Source organism: Streptomyces sp. G45, from assembly GCF_049542095.1.
Classification (GTDB): domain Bacteria; phylum Actinomycetota; class Actinomycetes; order Streptomycetales; family Streptomycetaceae; genus Streptomyces.
This window is the reverse complement of the sequence record NZ_JBMUZU010000001.1, coordinates 8,304,749-8,320,208: the sequence shown is the minus strand read 5'-3', so window position 1 is coordinate 8,320,208 and position 15,460 is coordinate 8,304,749. Positions and strand designations below refer to the sequence as shown.

The window sequence follows — 15,460 nt, the reverse complement described above, 5'->3', positions numbered from 1 at the left end:
CGCTAGGCAGGGGGCTGGCCGCGGCACTTCTCCAGAATTGCGCTCCTGATCACTGCGGGCCGGTCGCGGGGGATCTACGGTGGCCCGATGACGACACAGGTGATCGTGCTCAACGGCGGTTCCAGCTCGGGGAAGTCCGGGATCGTGCGGTGTCTCCAGGCGGTGCTGCCAGGCCACTGGCTGGCGCTCGGCACGGACACGTTCGTGGACGTGCTGCCCGCCTCCCTCCAGCAGGCGGACGGCGGGATCGAGGTCGCGGCGGACGGGCGGGTGACCGTCGGGGCGGAGTTCCGGGCGCTGGAGGCGGCGTGGACCGAGGGGGTCGCCGCGATGGCCCGCGCGGGCGCCCGGGTCGTCGTCGACGAGGTGTTCCTCGGCGGCGCGCGGTCGCAGCGGCGCTGGCAGGAGGCGCTGGACGGGCTGCCGGTGCTGTGGGTCGGCGTCCGGTGCGACGCCACGGTCGCGGCGGGCCGCGAGGTCGCCCGTGGCGACCGCACCAGCGGCATGGCCGCCTCCCAGGCGGACCTCGTCCACCAGGGCGTGACCTACGACCTGGAGGTGGACACCACGCACACCGAAGCGATGGAGTGCGCGCGCGCCATCGCCGCCCGTGTCAGCGCAGCGCGTGCCGCGTAGGCCGGGGGTGCCGCGTAAGCCCGTGCCGCGTAGACCCGTGCCCTGTGGACCCGTGCCACGTAAGCCCGTTCCTGGGGCGCTCGGCCCCTGGGACCCCGCCCCGCTCTCCGAAGTCGTCGACCGGTTCTCCGTAGCGGCGGCCCCCTGGTGGGTGGCCGGGGGCTTCGCCATCGAGCTGGCGGTGGGACACCCCGTACGCGCCCATGGCGACATCGACGTCCTGCTGCTGCGGCGCGACCAACTGGCCGCGCAGCGGGCGCTGTCCGGCTGGGACCTGTGGGCGGCCGACCCGCCGGGCACCCTGCGCCCCTGGGCCGCGGGGGAGGAACTGCCGCCCGGCGTGCACGACGTCTGGTGCCGCCCCGCACCGGACCAGCCGTGGCGGATCCAGGTCATGCTCGACGAGTCCCAGGGGCACCAGTGGGTGTCCCGGCGCGACACCCGGGTGCGTCGGCCGCTCGGCGCGCTGGGTCTGACCTCGGCCGACGGGGTGCCCTTCCTGGCTCCGGAGGTGCAGCTCTACTACAAGGCGAAGGGCCCGCGCCCCAAGGACGAGCGGGACTTCGACGCCGTACTGCCCCTGCTGCGGGAACCGCAGCGGCGCTGGCTCGCCGACGCGATCACCCTGACGTACGGGGTACACCCCTGGCTCGGCCGCCTGCTGCGGTGACCATCGCGCCGCGGTCGCCCGCCCGGCCGTCACCAACCGTTCACGCACCGGTCAACTCGCCCTCGCCCCACGCCCCGTACAACCGACACGAGATGATCACAGAGTGAGTCCGTCATGTTCGCGACATGAGAGGACCCCTCCATGGCCAAGCCCCGCAGAGCCCGCTCCGCCCTCGGCCGGTTCGCCCTCGTCACGGCCCTCGCGGCGCTCGCGGCGACAGCGACAGGGCCCGCCGCGGCCGCCCCCGCGCTGCCCGCCGTCACCCCGAACGCCGAGACCCCCGCCCTGCACGACGACGAGGCGGGCGGCAACGCGGACGCCGACGACCCGGCCATCTGGCGCAACCCCGCCGACCCCGACCGCAGCCTGGTCGTCGCCACCGCCAAGGAGGGCGGCCTGCGCGTGTACGACCTCGACGCGCGCGAGGTGCAGTCCGTCCCGGCGCCCGCCGCGCCCGGCCCGGACGACGCTCCCGGCCGGTTCAACAACGTCGACCTCGTGCACGGCCTGCGCCTGCCCACCGGCCGCGCCGACCTCGCCGTGACCAGCGACCGCGGCAGCGACCGGCTGCGCGTTTACCGCATCGACCGCGACCGCGCGGGCGGCCCGCTCGTCGACGTCACCGACCCCGCCGCGCCCGCCGTCTTCTCCTCCTCGCAGGACGAGGTCAACGAGCAGCGCACCGCCTACGGCCTGGCCACCTGGACCGACCCGGCCACGGGGCGCGCGTACGCCGCGGTCAGCCAGCGCGAGCGGACCCGCGTGCGCCTGCTGGAGCTGACCGCGAAGCGCGACGGCACGGTCGGCTACCGCACGGTCCGCACCCTCGACCTGCCCAAGGCCTTCCGCCTGCCCAACGGCACCTCCTGGTCGCCCTGCGCCGAGCCGGGCGAGGAGCCCCAGGTCGAGGGCATGGTCGTGGACCCGGCCACCGGCACGCTGTACGCGGGCCAGGAGGACGTCGGCATCTGGCGGCTGCGCGCCGACCTCACCGGCACGCCCCACCTGGTCGACAAGGTCCGCGAGTACGGCGTCCCGGCGGCGTACGACGAACAGACCGAGGAGTGCGTCGCGGGCGCCGACCCCGGCTACGGCGGCAAGCGGCTCACGGCCGACGTCGAGGGTCTCACCCTGCTCACCGAGGCCGACGGCGACGGCTACGTGCTCGCCTCCAGCCAGGGTGACAACACCTTCGCCGCGTACGACCGCGAGCTGTCCGACCGCAACGAGTACGAGGGCGGCTTCCGGGTCGCCGCGGCCTCGGCCGCGCTCGACGGCTCCGAGGAGTGCGACGGCGCCGCCGTCCTCAACGAGCCGCTCGGCCGCAGGTATCCGCACGGGCTGCTCGTCGTCCAGGACGGCCATGACGCGCCCGGGGATCCCGAGCGCGCCTCCACCAACTTCAAGTTCGTCGACCTGGGCCAGGTCGTCGACGCGCTCGACGACTGACGCCGTGGGATGCCCGCGGGGCCTGACGGCTCCGCGGGCGGCCCCGCCCTCACGGCCACCGCCGGGCCGTCACACGGTCAGCGCGGCCACAGGGTGAACAGCGCGACCAGCAGCAGCACCAGGAGCGACCAGCCGAGCGCCCCGACCTTCCGGCGGCGCGGATCGCGCCCCTGCGGCCAGGCGTCGACGTCGGCCCCGCTCCCGGACCCGGGCCCGAACTCGGCCCCCGACCCAGGCCCGGCCCCGGGCCCGGCCGCGCGCAAACCGTCTCTCATGGCTGGTCAGCCTACACACCCGGGACCTCGCACCCGCTGGAATCTACAATCGCGTAGAAGCGCCTCGTCGGCGCCTCGTCCGCGGAGAGTGCCGCCCCAGCGGGGCGGCTCCGCACCCCCGCCGCGCCTGGCCTGTCGGCCGCGTGTGGTCAGCCGTGTCGACGTCGAGTTGCGAGGAAACAGCATGCAGGAGCCCACGGCCGGGGCCTCGACGGCCTGGTCGGCGCGATCGGGCCAGCCGGGTGGGTCGGGCGGTCCGGGTGGTCCGGGTGGTCCGGGTGGCATAGGTGACCCGGGTGGAACGGGTGGAACGGGCGGAACCGGTGGCCCGAGTGGAACCGGTGGCCCGGGCGGAACGGGCGGAACCGGTGGCCCGGGTGAAACCCGCGGTCGGGGTGGCTCGGGCCGGGTCGTGGTCGCGGAGTGGTGCCGGGCCCTCACCGAGTCGCGGCCGTTCGCCCTGACGGTCTTCGTCCTGATCCTCGCCAACGCCGCCCTGCTCGGCGTCGAGACGTACACGGGGCTGGTCGAGGAGTGGGACCGCTGGTTACGTGCTGCCGAGCACTGCTGCCTCGCGGCCTTCGCCGTCGAGATCCTGTTGCGCCTGGCCGCGCACGCCGACCGGCCCGGCGCCTTCTTCCGCGACCCGTGGAACCTGTTCGACCTGGCCGTCGTCCTGTCCGCGTGCGCGCCGTTCCTGCGTGAGAACGGCACCGTCCTGCGGCTGCTGCGGCTCGCGCGCGTGCTGCGAACCGCGCGGTTCCTGCCGCAACTGCGCGTCGTGATGGTCGCGGTGGCCCGCAGCCTGCCGGGCACGGTCAGCTTCCTGCTCGTGGGCGCGCTGCTGCTGTACCTGTACGCGATGGTGGGCTGGGTCTTCTTCGCGGGGCACGACCCCGAGCACTTCGGCTCCATCGGCCGGGCCGTCCTCACCCTCTTCCTGCTGATGACCCTGGACGGGCTGGGCGACGCGGTCCGCGCGGGCCTGGAGATCTCCCGCTGGAGCATCGTCTACTACGCGTCGTATGTGCTGCTGGCATCGTTCGTCCTGGTCAACGTTCTGATCGGTGTGGTCATCACGTCCCTTGACGAGGCGCGCGACCTGGAGAAGCAGCGCTCCGGTGCCCAGGCTCCGACCCCCGCGCCACCCGATCCGCGGGAACTGCGGGAGCGCATCGCGGCGGCGCGGCGCGCCCTGGACGACCTCGAACGCAGCCTGTCCCCCGCACCCTCCGCCACGACGTTGTCCGCCGCCCCGGCGCAGTTGCCCGGCGGGGGCGACGACCGCCCCCGAGGCGACCCTGAGATGTCCCCCACCCAACCCTGAAATGCGGGGGAAGCCATATACGCGCCGGTGGTGCGGCTGCCAGCCTTGAGGGACAGGGATCAAGGAGGCAGCGAAGTGAATGGACCAGGGATGACGCTCGCCGGGGGCGACGTCGACGCGTTGGTCGGGGCCGTCGGCGCGGGCGGGTTCTTCACGCTTCTGATCGTGATCGTCTGGCAGCTCGCCGCCACCTGGCGGGCCCGGATGCTGACGACCCGGGAGCACGAGTATCGCAAGCTCGCCACGCAGTACGCCCAACTCCTGGAGGACAGCGTGGAGTTGCAGCGCCGCTCGCTGGACGAGATGGCCCAGACCCGCGAGGAGCTGCTGGCCGCCCGCCGCCAGGCCGCCCCGATGGAGGCGATACGCGAGGCCGAGCGGCACGTCTGACGCGAGCGGCCCATGGTGCGCGAGCGCGCCGGGCGCGAGCGGCACAACTGGCGCGAGCGGCGCGCCTGGCGGTGGGACTTGGAGGCGGCGCATCGCCGAAGAGGCGACGCACCGACGAAGAAGCAACGCACCGCCCAGGAGGCGGGACCACGGTCACAGGAAGCGGCGCATCGATCAGGAGGCGGCGCATAGCCCAGGCGGCGGCACTGTGCGCGAACTCCCCCGTAGCCCCACGAACCGTGCCACGATGCGGGAGGACCGGCACCGTCGTCGCACCCAGGAGGGCGGCCCGTGCGTCTCACCCTCACCCCGCCCCCGACCTCCCTCGGCGCCTACGACGTCACCGTGCACGACACGGACGACGGGGACGACGGGGGCGGCGGGGACAGTGCGGACGGTCAGCTCATCGGGCACCTCCGCTTCCGTGTCTGCCACCGGTGCCGCACTGGACGGATCCTCCAGATCTGGGTCAGCGAGGACCACCAACGTCGGGGCCTGGGCGGCCATGTCCTCCGGTACGCCTTGGAGTGGGGGCCGGGATACCGCTGGAGCACCACGCTCCAGTCCCGGCAGGGCCGGGCCTTCTTCCGGGCCGTCGCCGGGCGGACCGGCGTCGCGCTCCGCTCGGGCCGCCCGGCGTGCCCTCATCTGCGCGGCCCGCTGAGCCGGGCGGTCACGCGCCTCACCGGCGGGCGGGCGGTGCCCCGCGCCTGCGGGCGCTGGCTCCGTCGGCTGCCGCTGCGGCTGCTGCGGCTGCTGCGGCGACGTGGTGCGCACACCACCGTGGGGCGTGCGGAGCAGCGGCGGTAGGCGACGCCACGATCGGCCAGTCCCTTGCCGCCTGTGAACGTTGGCGTCGGCGTTGGCGTCGGGAAAAGCGGTGGCCGGGGTGGGGGTGTGGTGGGCAGGCTGGGGTCATGAGCAGCCAGTTCACCGAGGGGCCGGGGTCGGCCTGGCTCGGTCCGCCGATCGATGCCCGCCCCCTGTTCGCGCCTGAGCACGCCGCGCTGATGGCGACGCTGCGCGGCCTCGACGCGGGCGCGTGGCGCGCGGAGGCGGTGCCGGGGTGGAGTGTGCGGGACGTCGCCGCACATGTGCTCGGCGACTGCTACGGCCGACTGGCCCGCGACCGGGACGGGCATCGGGAGGGACCCGGGTTCTCGGAGGGCGAGACGCTGGAGGGGTTCATCCACCGGATCAATCAGGAGTGGGTCGACGCCTGGGCGCGGGTGAGTCCGGCGGCGCTCGTCGACACCCTGGAGGTGATCGGCGGGCAGGTCGCCCGCCTCTTCGAGGGCGCCGACCTCGACTCCCCCGCGCTGGGGGTGTCCTGGGCCGGTGTGGATCCGGCGCCGATGTGGCTGGACTGCGCGCGGGAGTTCACCGAGTTGTGGACGCACCGCCAGCAGATCCGGCACGCCATGGGGCAGGGCACCGACCCGGACGCGAAGGCCCTCGCCGTGGTCCTCGACACCTTCCTGCGGGCCCTGCCGCACACCCTGCGCGAGGTCGCCGCCCCCGTCGGCACCCAGGTCCAGGTCCGCGTCGACGGCCCGGCGGGCGGTGCCTGGACCGCCACCGCCACCGACACCCGCTGGTCCCTGGCCGAGCCGGAGACCGGCCGCCCCGCGGCGGTCGTCCAGTGGGACGCCGAGACCGCCTGGCAGGTGTGCGTGCGCGGCATCGCGCCGACGACCGCGCTGGCCCGGGCCCGCGTCGAAGGCGACCGTGACCTCGCGGCGGCCGTCTGCCGGATCGTGTCCGTGGTCCACTGACGGTGTGACGGCGCCCAGGGCGGCGTCACCGGGGCACGGTCTGCGTGACGCGCCACAGGCGCCGGGGCAGTTCGCCTTCCTCGAAGGGGGCGACGCCGTGGAGCACCCAGCCGTGGGCGAGTTCGTCGACCAGGGCGCGGGAGAAGAAGTGCACGGCGAAGCCGCCGTGCTCGTAGATGTCGTCGCCGTGGGCCGTACCGGCGCCGTAGTGGGCGTCGCCGGTGTGCCGGACGGTGTAGACGAACACGCCGCCCGGGGTCAGGACGCGGCGGACCTCCTCGACCAGGGCGCGCAGTTCGCCGGTGGACAGGGCCATGCACAGCAGCATGTGGGCGTAGACGCCGTCCACGGAGGCGTCCGGCAGCGGAAGCGGCGCGCGGACGTCGTGGACGGTGGTGCGTACGCGGTCGGCGAGGCCCTCGGCGCGTGCGGCGGCCCGCAGTTGGGCCAGGCCCTGGGCGGCGAAGTCGGTGGCGTGGACGGTGTGGCCCGCGCGGGCGAAGTGCAGGGTGTCGCGGCCGTGCCCGGCACCGAGTTCCAGGACGCGTCCGGCCCCGGCGGCGCGGAATGCCTCGGCGGCCCGCAGGGCGGGGCGGACGGCTGGTCGCCGTACATGCCCGGGTGGGCGCGGTAGGTGTGCTGCCAGTGGCGGCGCTGGGCGTCGGAGAGGCGCGGGGTGGGGGAGGTCATGCGTCGCCGCCCCTCTCCGTACCGGGCCGCTGCGACGCACCGCCCCGCGAGGACGCACCGCCCCGCGAGGACGCACCGCCCCGTGAGGACGTGCCGGGCCGTGGCGCGCGCCGTCCGGGGGGTGGGATCCGGCGGCGGATGTCCTCCGCCATGTCCTCCATGGCCGTACGGAACAGCTCGGCCTGGTGCTCCCCCAGGAACCCGGTGTGCCCGAAGACCTCCAGGACGACCATGCCGTGCATGCGGCCCCACGCGCTCAGGATGAGCGCGGCCGCGGGCGGCGGCAGCTCGCCGAGGCCGTCCGGGGGCAGGGCGTCCAGATGGGCCCGGAACCCCGGCGACAGGGCCCGGGCGTCGGCCGCGGCCAGCTGCGCCTCGGTGCAGCCGTCGAACATCTCCCGCTGGAAGACCGCGGTCATGCGGCGCAGCGCCGCCGTGGTGGGCCCGTCGACGGGCGCCTGGTAGTGGCGCAGGGGGGCGCCGTAGAGGAGTTGGAAGCGCTCGGGGTGGTCGACGGCCCAGCGGCGGTAGCCCTCGGCGGCGACGACCAGGCGCGACCGGCCCGGGCTGTCCGGGCTGTTCGGGCTGTTCGGGCTGTCCGGGCGATCCGGCTGGTCGGGGGCGTTCGCCGCCGCGTCGACGGCGGACCGCACGGCGTCGGCCAGGTCGTCGTACGCCTTGGTGATGAGCGCCGTCACCAGTGCGTCGCGGCTGGCGAAGTAGTGGTAGAGCGCCTGCACGGTCATGCCGAGGTCGCGGGCGACGGCCCGCAACGACAGCGCGGCGGGCCCGTGTTCGGTGATGTGCCGCTCGGCGGCGTCCAGGATCTCCTGGACGGCCACGGCGCGGCGCCGCTGCCGCAGGGTCGGCGCGGCGGCCACGGGTTTCTCGGGGGACATACCGCGACCGTACGGCAGTCGGGCGGTCACGTCAGCGGAATCCCGTATGGCGTGAAGAAAATCTAACACTGCCAAATCTTCTTGTGCCCCACTAGCGTCAGCGGCACCTCACACGAGAGCTTCACCCTCTTTGCGTGGTGAGACCCTCTATGCGCCTACTCGAAGGGCATAGCGCATGTTTGAACGCATAGCCGAGCTGGCCGTACGACGGCCCCGAGTGGTGCTCTTCGTCGCCGCCCTGGCCGTGGTCCTGATGGGCGTGGTGGGCGCGGGAGCCTTCACCAAGCTGGTGAACGGCGGCTTCGCCGACCCCGACTCCCCGTCCACCAGGGCCGAGAAGGTCATCGAGGAGAAGTTCGGCGGGGAGACCAACCTGGTGCTCCTCGTCCGCTCTCCCGAGGGCCGCGTCGACACCGCCGCGGCCGCGCGGTCCGGACGCGCCCTGGTGGCCGACCTCAAGAAGGAAGAAGACCTGGAGAACGTGGTCTCGTACTGGGAGACCCGCGACGACGCGCTGCGCTCCGAGGACGGCCGCGAGGCCCTGGTGCTCGCCCACGTGAAGGGCGGCGAGACCAAGCAGGGCGAGAACGCCAAAGGCGTCCTCGACGCGTACACCGGCCGCCACCAGGGCCTCGACGTCCGGGCCGGAGGCAGTATCGCCGTCATCGACGACCTGGCGACGCAGACGCCCAAGGACCTGCTGCTCGCCGAGGCGATCGCCGTCCCGCTGACCCTCGTCCTGCTCCTGGTCGTCTTCGGCAGCGTCGTGGCGGCGCTGCTGCCGCTGGTGATCGGCACGATCGCGATCGCGGGGACGTTCGCCGAACTCGCCCTGCTCGGCAGCGCCACCGATGTCTCCCTGTTCGCCACCAATCTGACCACGGCCCTCGGACTCGGGCTCGGCATCGACTACGCCCTGCTGATGATCAGCCGGTTCCGGGAGCAGCTCGCGGCGGGCGCGGATGTGCCGGACGCCGTGCGGCGCACGGTGGCGACCGCGGGCCGCACGGTCGCGTACTCCGCGGCGACGGTGGCCGTGGCGCTCGCGGCGCTGCTGGTGTTCCCGCAGTTCTTCCTGCGGTCGTTCGCCTACGCGGGCGTCGGTGTCGTCGCCGTCGCGGCGCTCGGCACCCTGTTCGTGATGCCCGCCCTGCTCGCGGTCCTCGGGCACCGGGTGAACAGCGGGCGGATGCCGTGGCCGCGCACGCGCCGCTCCGCCGGACGCGCCCCGTTCTGGGGGCGGCTCGCGGGCACCGTCACGCGGCGGCCCGCGGTCACGGCGCTGCCGGTGCTCGCGGTGCTGCTGCTCGCCGCGAGCCCGGTGCTCGGCATCTCCTTCGGCACGGCCGACGAGCGGGTGCTGCCCGAGGACGCCGAGAGCCGCCGGGTCGCGGCGCTGCTGCGGGAGGACTTCGACGGCAACGACGACGCGGCCGTCCACGTGGTGATCGACCAGGCCGTGGGCCGCGGCCCGCTGGAGGCGTACGCGAAGGAGCTGTCCGGGCTCAAGGGCGTCCTCCGCGTGGAGGCCTCCAGCGGCACCTATGTCGACGGCCGGGCCGAGGGGGCCGGTGCCGCCGCCGGTGCCGCGCTGGGGCGCGCCGACGCCCAGCGGATCACCGTGGTGAGCGGCCTGACGCCGAAGTCGGCCGCCGCCGAGGACCTGGTCGGGCGGGTGCGGGCGGCCGAACCGCCCGCCGGGGCCAGCCCGTTGGTGGGCGGCACCGACGCGGAGCTGGTGGACTCCAAGGAGGCGATCGGCGGTCGGCTCCCGATCGCCGTGGGCCTGGTCGCCGTCACCACCTTCGTGCTGCTGTTCCTGTTCACCGGCAGCGTCGTGCAGCCGCTGCGCGCCCTCGTCCTCAACGCGATCAGTCTGGGGGCGGCGCTCGGCGCCATGACGTGGATCTTCCAGGACGGGCACCTCACCTCGCTGCTCGGGGTGACCGCGCAGCCCATGGACACGTCGATGACCGTGCTGATGTTCTGCGTCGCCTTCGGTCTCTCGATGGACTACGAGGTGTTCGTCACCAGCCGGATCAAGGAGCTCCACGACCGGGGCGAGCCCACCGGGCGCGCCGTGGTGGACGGGCTCGGGCACACGGGCCGGATCGTCAGCGCGGCGGCCTGTCTGCTGGCGGTGAGCTTCTTCGCGTTCGGCACGGCCGAGATCAGCTTCATGAAGATGTTCGGCCTGGGCACAGGCCTCGCGGTCCTCATCGACGCGGTCGCCGTGCGCGGGGTGCTGCTGCCCGCCGCGATGCGGCTGCTCGGCCGCTCGGCCTGGTACGCGCCCGCCTTCCTGCGCGGGTTCCACCGGCGCTTCGGCCTCAGCGAGGGCGGACCCGCGCCCGCGCCGCGGCCGGTGAGCGGTGAGCCGCGGGGGCGCGACTCCGCGGCGGTGTGAGGACCGGGGGCCGCAGTCGGCCGCCGACCGGCTCACAGGGCGGCGCGGGCCTCGCCGATCGCCTGGTCCAGGATCGTCAGGCCGAGGTCCAGCTCGCCCTCGGTGGCGGTCAGCGGCGGGGCCATCCGCAGCACACCGCCCATGCCGGGGAGCTGGACGATGTTCATGTGCAGGCCGAGGTCGAGGCAGCGCCGGGTGACGCGCGCGCCCAGCTCGCTGGAGCTCTCCTTCGTCTCGCGGTCGACGACGAGTTCGAGCCCGGCGAGCAGGCCCCGGCCCCGGACGTCCCCGACGACGTCGTGGCGCCCGGCGATGTCGTCGAGGCCCCGCCGCAGGAAGGCGCCGAGCGACCGGGCCCGCTCGTCGAGCCGGTCGCGGGCCAGCACGTCGAGGACGGTGTTGCCGACGGCGGCCACCAGCGGGTCGGCGACGTGCGTGGTGAAGAACAGGAACCCGCGCGCGTGCGCCTCCCGCTCGATGTCGTCGCTGGTGACCACGGCCGCGAGCGGCAGCCCGGCGCCGAGGGTCTTGGACAGCGTGAGGATGTCGGGGACCACGCCGTCGCGCTCGAAGGCGTACCAGGTGCCCGTGCGGCACAGGCCGGTCTGGGCTTCGTCGAGGATCAGCAGCATGCCGCGCTCGCGGCACTTGTCGCGCAGGGCCGCGAAGTAGCCGGGCGGCGGCTCGATGATGCCGCCCGAGCTGAGGATCGGCTCGACGAGGCAGGCGGCGAGGCTGCCGGTGGACTGGGCGTCGATCAGGTCGAAGGCGAAGTCGAGCTGGCGGCGCCAGTCGAGGGCGCCGTCGGGCGTGGTGAAGTCCGGCCGGTAGGGGTTCGGCACGGGGATGGCGAAGTTGCCGGGGGCGCCGGGGCCGTAGCCCTTGCGGCCCGCGCTGTAGGTGGCGGACGCGGCGGCCTGCGTCATGCCGTGCCAGGACCGGGCGAACGAGACGATCTCGTGCTTGCCGGTGACGAGCTTGGCCATCCGCACGGCGGCCTCGTTCGACTCGGCGCCGGTCGTCAGGAGCAGCGCCTTCTCCAGCGGCGCGGGCAGTGTCTCGGCGAGGCGCCGGGCGAGGTCCACCACGGGGCGGCTCAGCATGCCGCTGAAGAGGTGGTCGAGGGTGGCGATCCCCCGCTGGACCGTCTCGACGATCTCCGGGTGGGAGTGGCCGAGGATGGCGCTCATCTGGCCGGAGGTGAAGTCGAGGAGCTTCCGGCCGTCCTCGGTGAACACGAAGCTCCCGGCGGCGCGGTCGATGACCTCCGGTGTGAAGTCGGGGCCGTAGCGGACGAGGTGCCGCTCGGCGTCGGCCCAGAAGGCGGCCGTGTCCCGCGCCGCGTCCTGTGCCGGGGGCGCCGCGGAGGGCCCGGAGGCGGAGGCGGGCGCGGCGGCGACAGGCCGGGGAGCGGCAGGCCCGGGAGCGGCGGGGACAGCGGCCGCCGCGGGGTCGGCGGACCGCTGGGCGGGAGGGGTCGAAGCAGCCATGCCGTCGACGCTAGGACGCACCCGAGCGTCACGTCCATCTCACAATTCCGGCTCTCCTGTTCGGCACCGCCGTACAGCCGACACCGCAGCCGTACGGGAGACTCCTCGGCCGCCGGACGCCTGGGACGGCGCAGGGGCGCCACAGCACGCCGTAGGACAATGCACAGGTGATGAATCCGTGGCGGCTGCGGCTGCTGAGCCAGCTCGACACGCTGGGCACCGTCCGCGCGGTCGCCCAGGCCGCCAACCTGAGCCCGTCGAGCGTGTCCCAGCAGCTCGCCGTCCTGGAGGCCGAGACCCGCACCCAGCTCCTGGAGCGCACGGGGCGCCGCGTGCGGCTGACCCCGGCGGGGCTGATCCTGGCCCGGCGGGCACGGGCGATCCTCGACCACATGGAGAACGTGGAGGCGGAACTGCGCGGGTTCGGCGCGGAGCCCGCCGGGCTGGTGCGCCTGGCCTCCTTCCAGAGCGCCATCCACACCATCGCCGTACCGGCCGTGACGCGCCTCGCGCGCGAGCACCCGCACCTGGACGTCGAGCTGCTGCAACTGGAGCCGCACGAGAGCCTGCCCGCGCTGCGCGGCGGCGACGCGGACGTCATCATCACGACCACGGACTTCGACGAGCTGCCGCTGGGCCCCGACCTGGACCTGGTGACGCTGGCGACCGACGCCGTCGTGCTCGTGGTCCCGCCGGGGCACCCCGCGGCCGGGCGCGGCGCCGTGGAACTCGCGGCCCTCGCGGACGAGCCGTGGGCGTTCGACATGCCCCAGTCGTACATGGCGAACCTCGCGCTGCGCCTGTGCCGCCAGGCGGGGTTCGAGCCGCGGGTGGTGTGCCGGTTCAGCAACTACATGATGGCGCTGCAGCACATCGAGGCCGGGCTCTCGGTCGCGCTGCTGCCCGGCCTCGCGGTCGACCGCCGCTACCGCGTGGCGACCAGCGCGCTCGCGACGCCCGTGCCGCGGACGATCACCGCGGCGATCCGCCGGGGCTCCCCGCCCCGCGCGGCGGTCCGCGCCGTACTGGAGGCCCTGCGCCACCACCCCGACCTACCACTCCCGGACCCGGGGCCCGCCGGGGTGGCGTAACGCCGGGTCACACTATGGTTGTGCGGCTTCTCCAAGGCGACCAGCGCGTTCCGCTCGCCGGGGGGCTCACGCAGGCCACCAGGACAGTGCCGCGGGTATCGACGAACAGAGGACGCTCGACACCGCTGACCTTCGTGCCGCCGTCGTATCCACGCAGGCCGCCGCGTTCACTCGCCCGGACGTTCTGGCTGTCCACGATGGCCGCGCTGGGAGCGGGATCCCGGCCGAGCCGTACTCGCTCGCGTTCGCGCAGCGCCGTCAACATCCGCTCCCACACGCCTTCTTGCCGGTCGGCCACCGGGCTTGACCGCCGGGACCAGCGGACGGAGGAACTCCCCTTCCGGAGCGGACAGACCCGTCGGGTAACGGGTACGCAGCCCGCACACCCCCGCCCCCGAAAGCGCGTCACCGCCCCGCTACCAGGCAACTGGCCCGCTGACAGGCCTTTCAGACGCCCTCTAGGAGGCTCGGACATCGCGGCGTACGGCGTCGAGGTACTCGGTGATGGCTCGGTGGTTCTTGGTGAGGCATTCGATTTTTTCGGCCATGCGGTCGCGTTCGCGTTCGAGCGTTTCGACCATGTCGGGCGTGACGTAGGGCATGTGGATCGTGCGGGGGGTGTTCAGGCAGGGCAGGATCTGCTTGATGATCCGTGTGGGCAGCCCTGCGTCGAGCAGGCCTCGTATCTGGAGAACCCGGTCAACGACGTACTCCTCATAGTCCCGGTATCCGTTGGGCAGTCGATCTGACGCGATCAGTCCCTGCTCCTCGTAGTAGCGCAGCAACCTCACCGGAGTTCGCGTGCGCGTCGACAACTCACCGATCCGCATATCCCTCTCCTCGCCCTCTGTGACTGGCGTTGTGTGACTCAGCAAACACCGAATTGACCCTCACACTAATGTCAGCCTTCGACCATAGGGCCATGACACGATCAGATACTCTGCCGTCTCCCTCGATGACGAACGCCCGCCTCCCACTGGCGGGTCTTCTGGCTTTGGCCACCACCGGGTTCATTACGCTCCTGACCGAGACGATGCCCGCCGGGGTGCTTCCGGGGATGAGCCGAGACCTGGGTGTGAGCGAGAGCACCGCCGGGCAGAGCGTCACCGTCTTCGCGATCGGGGCGATCCTCGCCGCGATCCCGCTCACCAAGGCGACGATCGGCTGGCCGCGCCGACACTTGCTGCTGTTGGCGATCGCGGGATTCGCGATCGCCAACACCGTCACCGCGCTCTCCGAGAGCTTCGCACTTACGCTGGCCGCCCGGTTCCTCGGGGGCATCGTCGGCGGGTTGCTCTGGGCGCTGTTGGCCGGGTACGCGGTACGGATGGTTCCCTCACATCAGCGCGGCAAGGCGATGGCGATCGCGATGGGGGGCGCAATCGTGGCCCTGTCCGTCGGAGTTCCTGCTGCGGCGTTTCTGGCCAAGCTCGTCGAGTGGCGATACGCGTTCGGGACCATGACAGTCCTCACGCTCGCGTTGATCGTGTGGGTCATCGCGGCGGTGCCGAACTTCCCCGGACAGCCCAAGGGTTCACGGCTCCCGCTCACCCGTACCATGCGCATTCCCGGCGTAGCGCCCGTGCTCTTCGTGACCCTCACGTTCGTGCTCGCCCACAGCATCCTCTACACCTACATCGCCCCGTTCCTCAAGCCGCTCGGCATGGCAGGTCAAGTCGACGCCGTGCTGCTCACCTTCGGCCTGGTGTCACTGGTGAGCATCTGGATCACCGGAGCGCTCGTCCATCGGCACCTGCGCCTCCTCATGATCCTCGCGTGTGCGCTCTTCGCGACATGCGCGCTGCTGCTCGGCAGCTTCTCCGGTGTGCCTTCGCTCGTCTACGCCAGCGCGGCGCTCTGGGGGCTCGCGTTCGGCGGCACCTCCACCCTGCTGCAGACCGCGGTCGCCGAAGCAGCAGGCGACGCGGGCGATGTCGCCCAAGCACTCCTCACCACCGGGTGGAACGTCGGAATCGCCGGTGGTGGCATCATCGGAGGCCTCGTCCTCAGCGGATTGGATGCGTCCTGGCTGAGTTGGGTCGCGCTCGCACTGCTCGTTCCCGCACTCGCCACTGTGCTCGCGGCACACAAATACGGGTTCACCAGGGGAGAGCTCGGCAGCCGCTAAGGGGGTGTCTCACGTGGTGAGTCTCGTGAGCTTGGTAGCAGGTCAGGGCGCAGCCGCGAGGCCGAGGAAAAGGAACCAACAGTGCCGAGGAGGCCGTGCCCACCGCAGCACGCACGGCCTTGGACCGTCCTCCGGTCCAGAACTCGGCGGTTACTCGCGCGTCGCGCAGCGCCGGGTCCCAGGCACTCTCCTTGATCGGCGGCTCCACACGTGTTCTACGAATCAAGTGGGCG

At 73.2% G+C, this 15,460-nt stretch carries 15 protein-coding genes; 10 read left to right on the top strand and 5 right to left on the bottom strand.

The genetic code is table 11. The features are described from left to right. Positions 1–87: 87 nt before the first annotated feature. The 3 genes from cpt (at position 88) to ACOBQU_RS35520 (ending at position 2,755) form a co-directional block, all read left to right on the top strand. Positions 88–636 (top strand): chloramphenicol phosphotransferase CPT, encoded by a 549-nt coding sequence (cpt, locus tag ACOBQU_RS35530; protein ID WP_423633079.1) that lies wholly within the window; start codon positions 88–90, stop codon positions 634–636. Between the two features lie 52 nt (positions 637–688). Then, entirely contained in the window at positions 689–1,306 is a 618-nt protein-coding gene (locus tag ACOBQU_RS35525) for a nucleotidyltransferase domain-containing protein (RefSeq protein WP_423633077.1), read from the top strand. A 141-nt stretch (positions 1,307–1,447) separates the two neighbouring features. Further along, entirely contained in the window at positions 1,448–2,755 is a 1,308-nt protein-coding gene (locus ACOBQU_RS35520; RefSeq protein ID WP_423633075.1) for a phytase, read from the top strand. A gap of 77 nt (positions 2,756–2,832) precedes the next feature. Here the strand turns inward: ACOBQU_RS35520 and ACOBQU_RS35515 are convergent, their stop codons facing one another. Then, complete coding sequence (locus ACOBQU_RS35515) at positions 2,833–3,030, bottom strand: hypothetical protein (protein ID WP_423633073.1); 198 nt, start codon at positions 3,028–3,030, stop codon at positions 2,833–2,835. A 412-nt stretch (positions 3,031–3,442) separates the two neighbouring features. On the opposite strand from ACOBQU_RS35515, the gene ACOBQU_RS35510 reads away from it, so the two are divergent. From ACOBQU_RS35510 to ACOBQU_RS35495, 4 genes are all read left to right on the top strand, one after another. Beyond that, a complete protein-coding gene (locus tag ACOBQU_RS35510) occupies positions 3,443–4,357 on the top strand; it encodes an ion transporter (protein WP_423633071.1) in 915 nt (304 codons plus the stop codon). 90 nt (positions 4,358–4,447) lie between these two features. Beyond that, positions 4,448–4,747: a hypothetical protein gene (locus ACOBQU_RS35505; protein WP_423634927.1), complete on the top strand. Its 300-nt coding sequence runs from the start codon at positions 4,448–4,450 to the stop codon at positions 4,745–4,747. Between the two features lie 291 nt (positions 4,748–5,038). After that, a complete protein-coding gene (locus ACOBQU_RS35500; protein WP_423633070.1) occupies positions 5,039–5,557 on the top strand; it encodes a GNAT family N-acetyltransferase in 519 nt (172 codons plus the stop codon). Between the two features lie 107 nt (positions 5,558–5,664). After that, positions 5,665–6,522 (top strand): maleylpyruvate isomerase family mycothiol-dependent enzyme, encoded by an 858-nt coding sequence (locus ACOBQU_RS35495; protein ID WP_423633068.1) that lies wholly within the window; start codon positions 5,665–5,667, stop codon positions 6,520–6,522. A 25-nt stretch (positions 6,523–6,547) separates the two neighbouring features. Here the strand turns inward: ACOBQU_RS35495 and ACOBQU_RS35490 are convergent, their stop codons facing one another. Further along, positions 6,548–7,252, bottom strand: coding sequence for a class I SAM-dependent methyltransferase (locus tag ACOBQU_RS35490; protein ID WP_423633067.1), 705 nt, complete (start codon positions 7,250–7,252; stop codon positions 6,548–6,550). Beyond that, positions 7,209–8,111, bottom strand: a complete 903-nt coding sequence (locus ACOBQU_RS35485; protein WP_423633065.1) for a TetR/AcrR family transcriptional regulator — start codon at positions 8,109–8,111, stop codon at positions 7,209–7,211. Before ACOBQU_RS35485 ends, ACOBQU_RS35490 begins: the two co-directional genes overlap by 44 nt. 175 nt (positions 8,112–8,286) lie before the next feature. Between ACOBQU_RS35485 and ACOBQU_RS35480 the strand changes: the two genes are divergently transcribed. Continuing rightward, positions 8,287–10,518 (top strand): MMPL family transporter, encoded by a 2,232-nt coding sequence (locus ACOBQU_RS35480; protein WP_423633063.1) that lies wholly within the window; start codon positions 8,287–8,289, stop codon positions 10,516–10,518. Between the two features lie 32 nt (positions 10,519–10,550). Here ACOBQU_RS35480 and ACOBQU_RS35475 read toward each other — a convergent pair whose 3' ends face one another. Beyond that, a complete protein-coding gene (locus tag ACOBQU_RS35475; RefSeq protein ID WP_423633061.1) occupies positions 10,551–12,008 on the bottom strand; it encodes an aspartate aminotransferase family protein in 1,458 nt (485 codons plus the stop codon). Positions 12,009–12,175: 167 nt separating this feature from the next. On the opposite strand from ACOBQU_RS35475, the gene ACOBQU_RS35470 reads away from it, so the two are divergent. After that, positions 12,176–13,099 (top strand): LysR family transcriptional regulator, encoded by a 924-nt coding sequence (locus ACOBQU_RS35470; RefSeq protein ID WP_423633059.1) that lies wholly within the window; start codon positions 12,176–12,178, stop codon positions 13,097–13,099. A gap of 458 nt (positions 13,100–13,557) precedes the next feature. Here the strand turns inward: ACOBQU_RS35470 and ACOBQU_RS35465 are convergent, their stop codons facing one another. Further along, the gene (locus tag ACOBQU_RS35465) at positions 13,558–13,929 is read right to left on the bottom strand and encodes a MerR family transcriptional regulator (RefSeq protein ID WP_423633058.1); all 372 of its coding nucleotides are present in this window, start codon (positions 13,927–13,929) and stop codon (positions 13,558–13,560) included. 125 nt (positions 13,930–14,054) lie between these two features. Here ACOBQU_RS35465 and ACOBQU_RS35460 point away from each other — a divergent pair, with 125 nt between their 5' ends. Next, entirely contained in the window at positions 14,055–15,227 is a 1,173-nt protein-coding gene (locus ACOBQU_RS35460) for an MFS transporter (protein ID WP_423633056.1), read from the top strand. Positions 15,228–15,460 lie beyond the last annotated feature (233 nt).

Excerpts from the sequence above, each read along its gene's own strand:
- cpt (WP_423633079.1), top strand. The coding sequence starts at position 88 with ATGACGACACAGGTGATCGTGCTCAACGGCGGTTCCAGCTCGGGGAAG.
- ACOBQU_RS35520 (WP_423633075.1), top strand. The coding sequence starts at position 1,448 with ATGGCCAAGCCCCGCAGAGCCCGCTCCGCCCTCGGCCGGTTCGCCCTC.
- ACOBQU_RS35515 (WP_423633073.1), bottom strand. The coding sequence starts at position 3,030 with ATGAGAGACGGTTTGCGCGCGGCCGGGCCCGGGGCCGGGCCTGGGTCG.
- ACOBQU_RS35505 (WP_423634927.1), top strand. The coding sequence starts at position 4,448 with ATGACGCTCGCCGGGGGCGACGTCGACGCGTTGGTCGGGGCCGTCGGC.
- ACOBQU_RS35495 (WP_423633068.1), top strand. The coding sequence starts at position 5,665 with ATGAGCAGCCAGTTCACCGAGGGGCCGGGGTCGGCCTGGCTCGGTCCG.
- ACOBQU_RS35485 (WP_423633065.1), bottom strand. The coding sequence starts at position 8,111 with ATGTCCCCCGAGAAACCCGTGGCCGCCGCGCCGACCCTGCGGCAGCGG.
- ACOBQU_RS35480 (WP_423633063.1), top strand. The coding sequence starts at position 8,287 with ATGTTTGAACGCATAGCCGAGCTGGCCGTACGACGGCCCCGAGTGGTG.
- ACOBQU_RS35475 (WP_423633061.1), bottom strand. The coding sequence starts at position 12,008 with ATGGCTGCTTCGACCCCTCCCGCCCAGCGGTCCGCCGACCCCGCGGCG.
- ACOBQU_RS35465 (WP_423633058.1), bottom strand. The coding sequence starts at position 13,929 with ATGCGGATCGGTGAGTTGTCGACGCGCACGCGAACTCCGGTGAGGTTG.
- ACOBQU_RS35460 (WP_423633056.1), top strand. The coding sequence starts at position 14,055 with ATGACGAACGCCCGCCTCCCACTGGCGGGTCTTCTGGCTTTGGCCACC.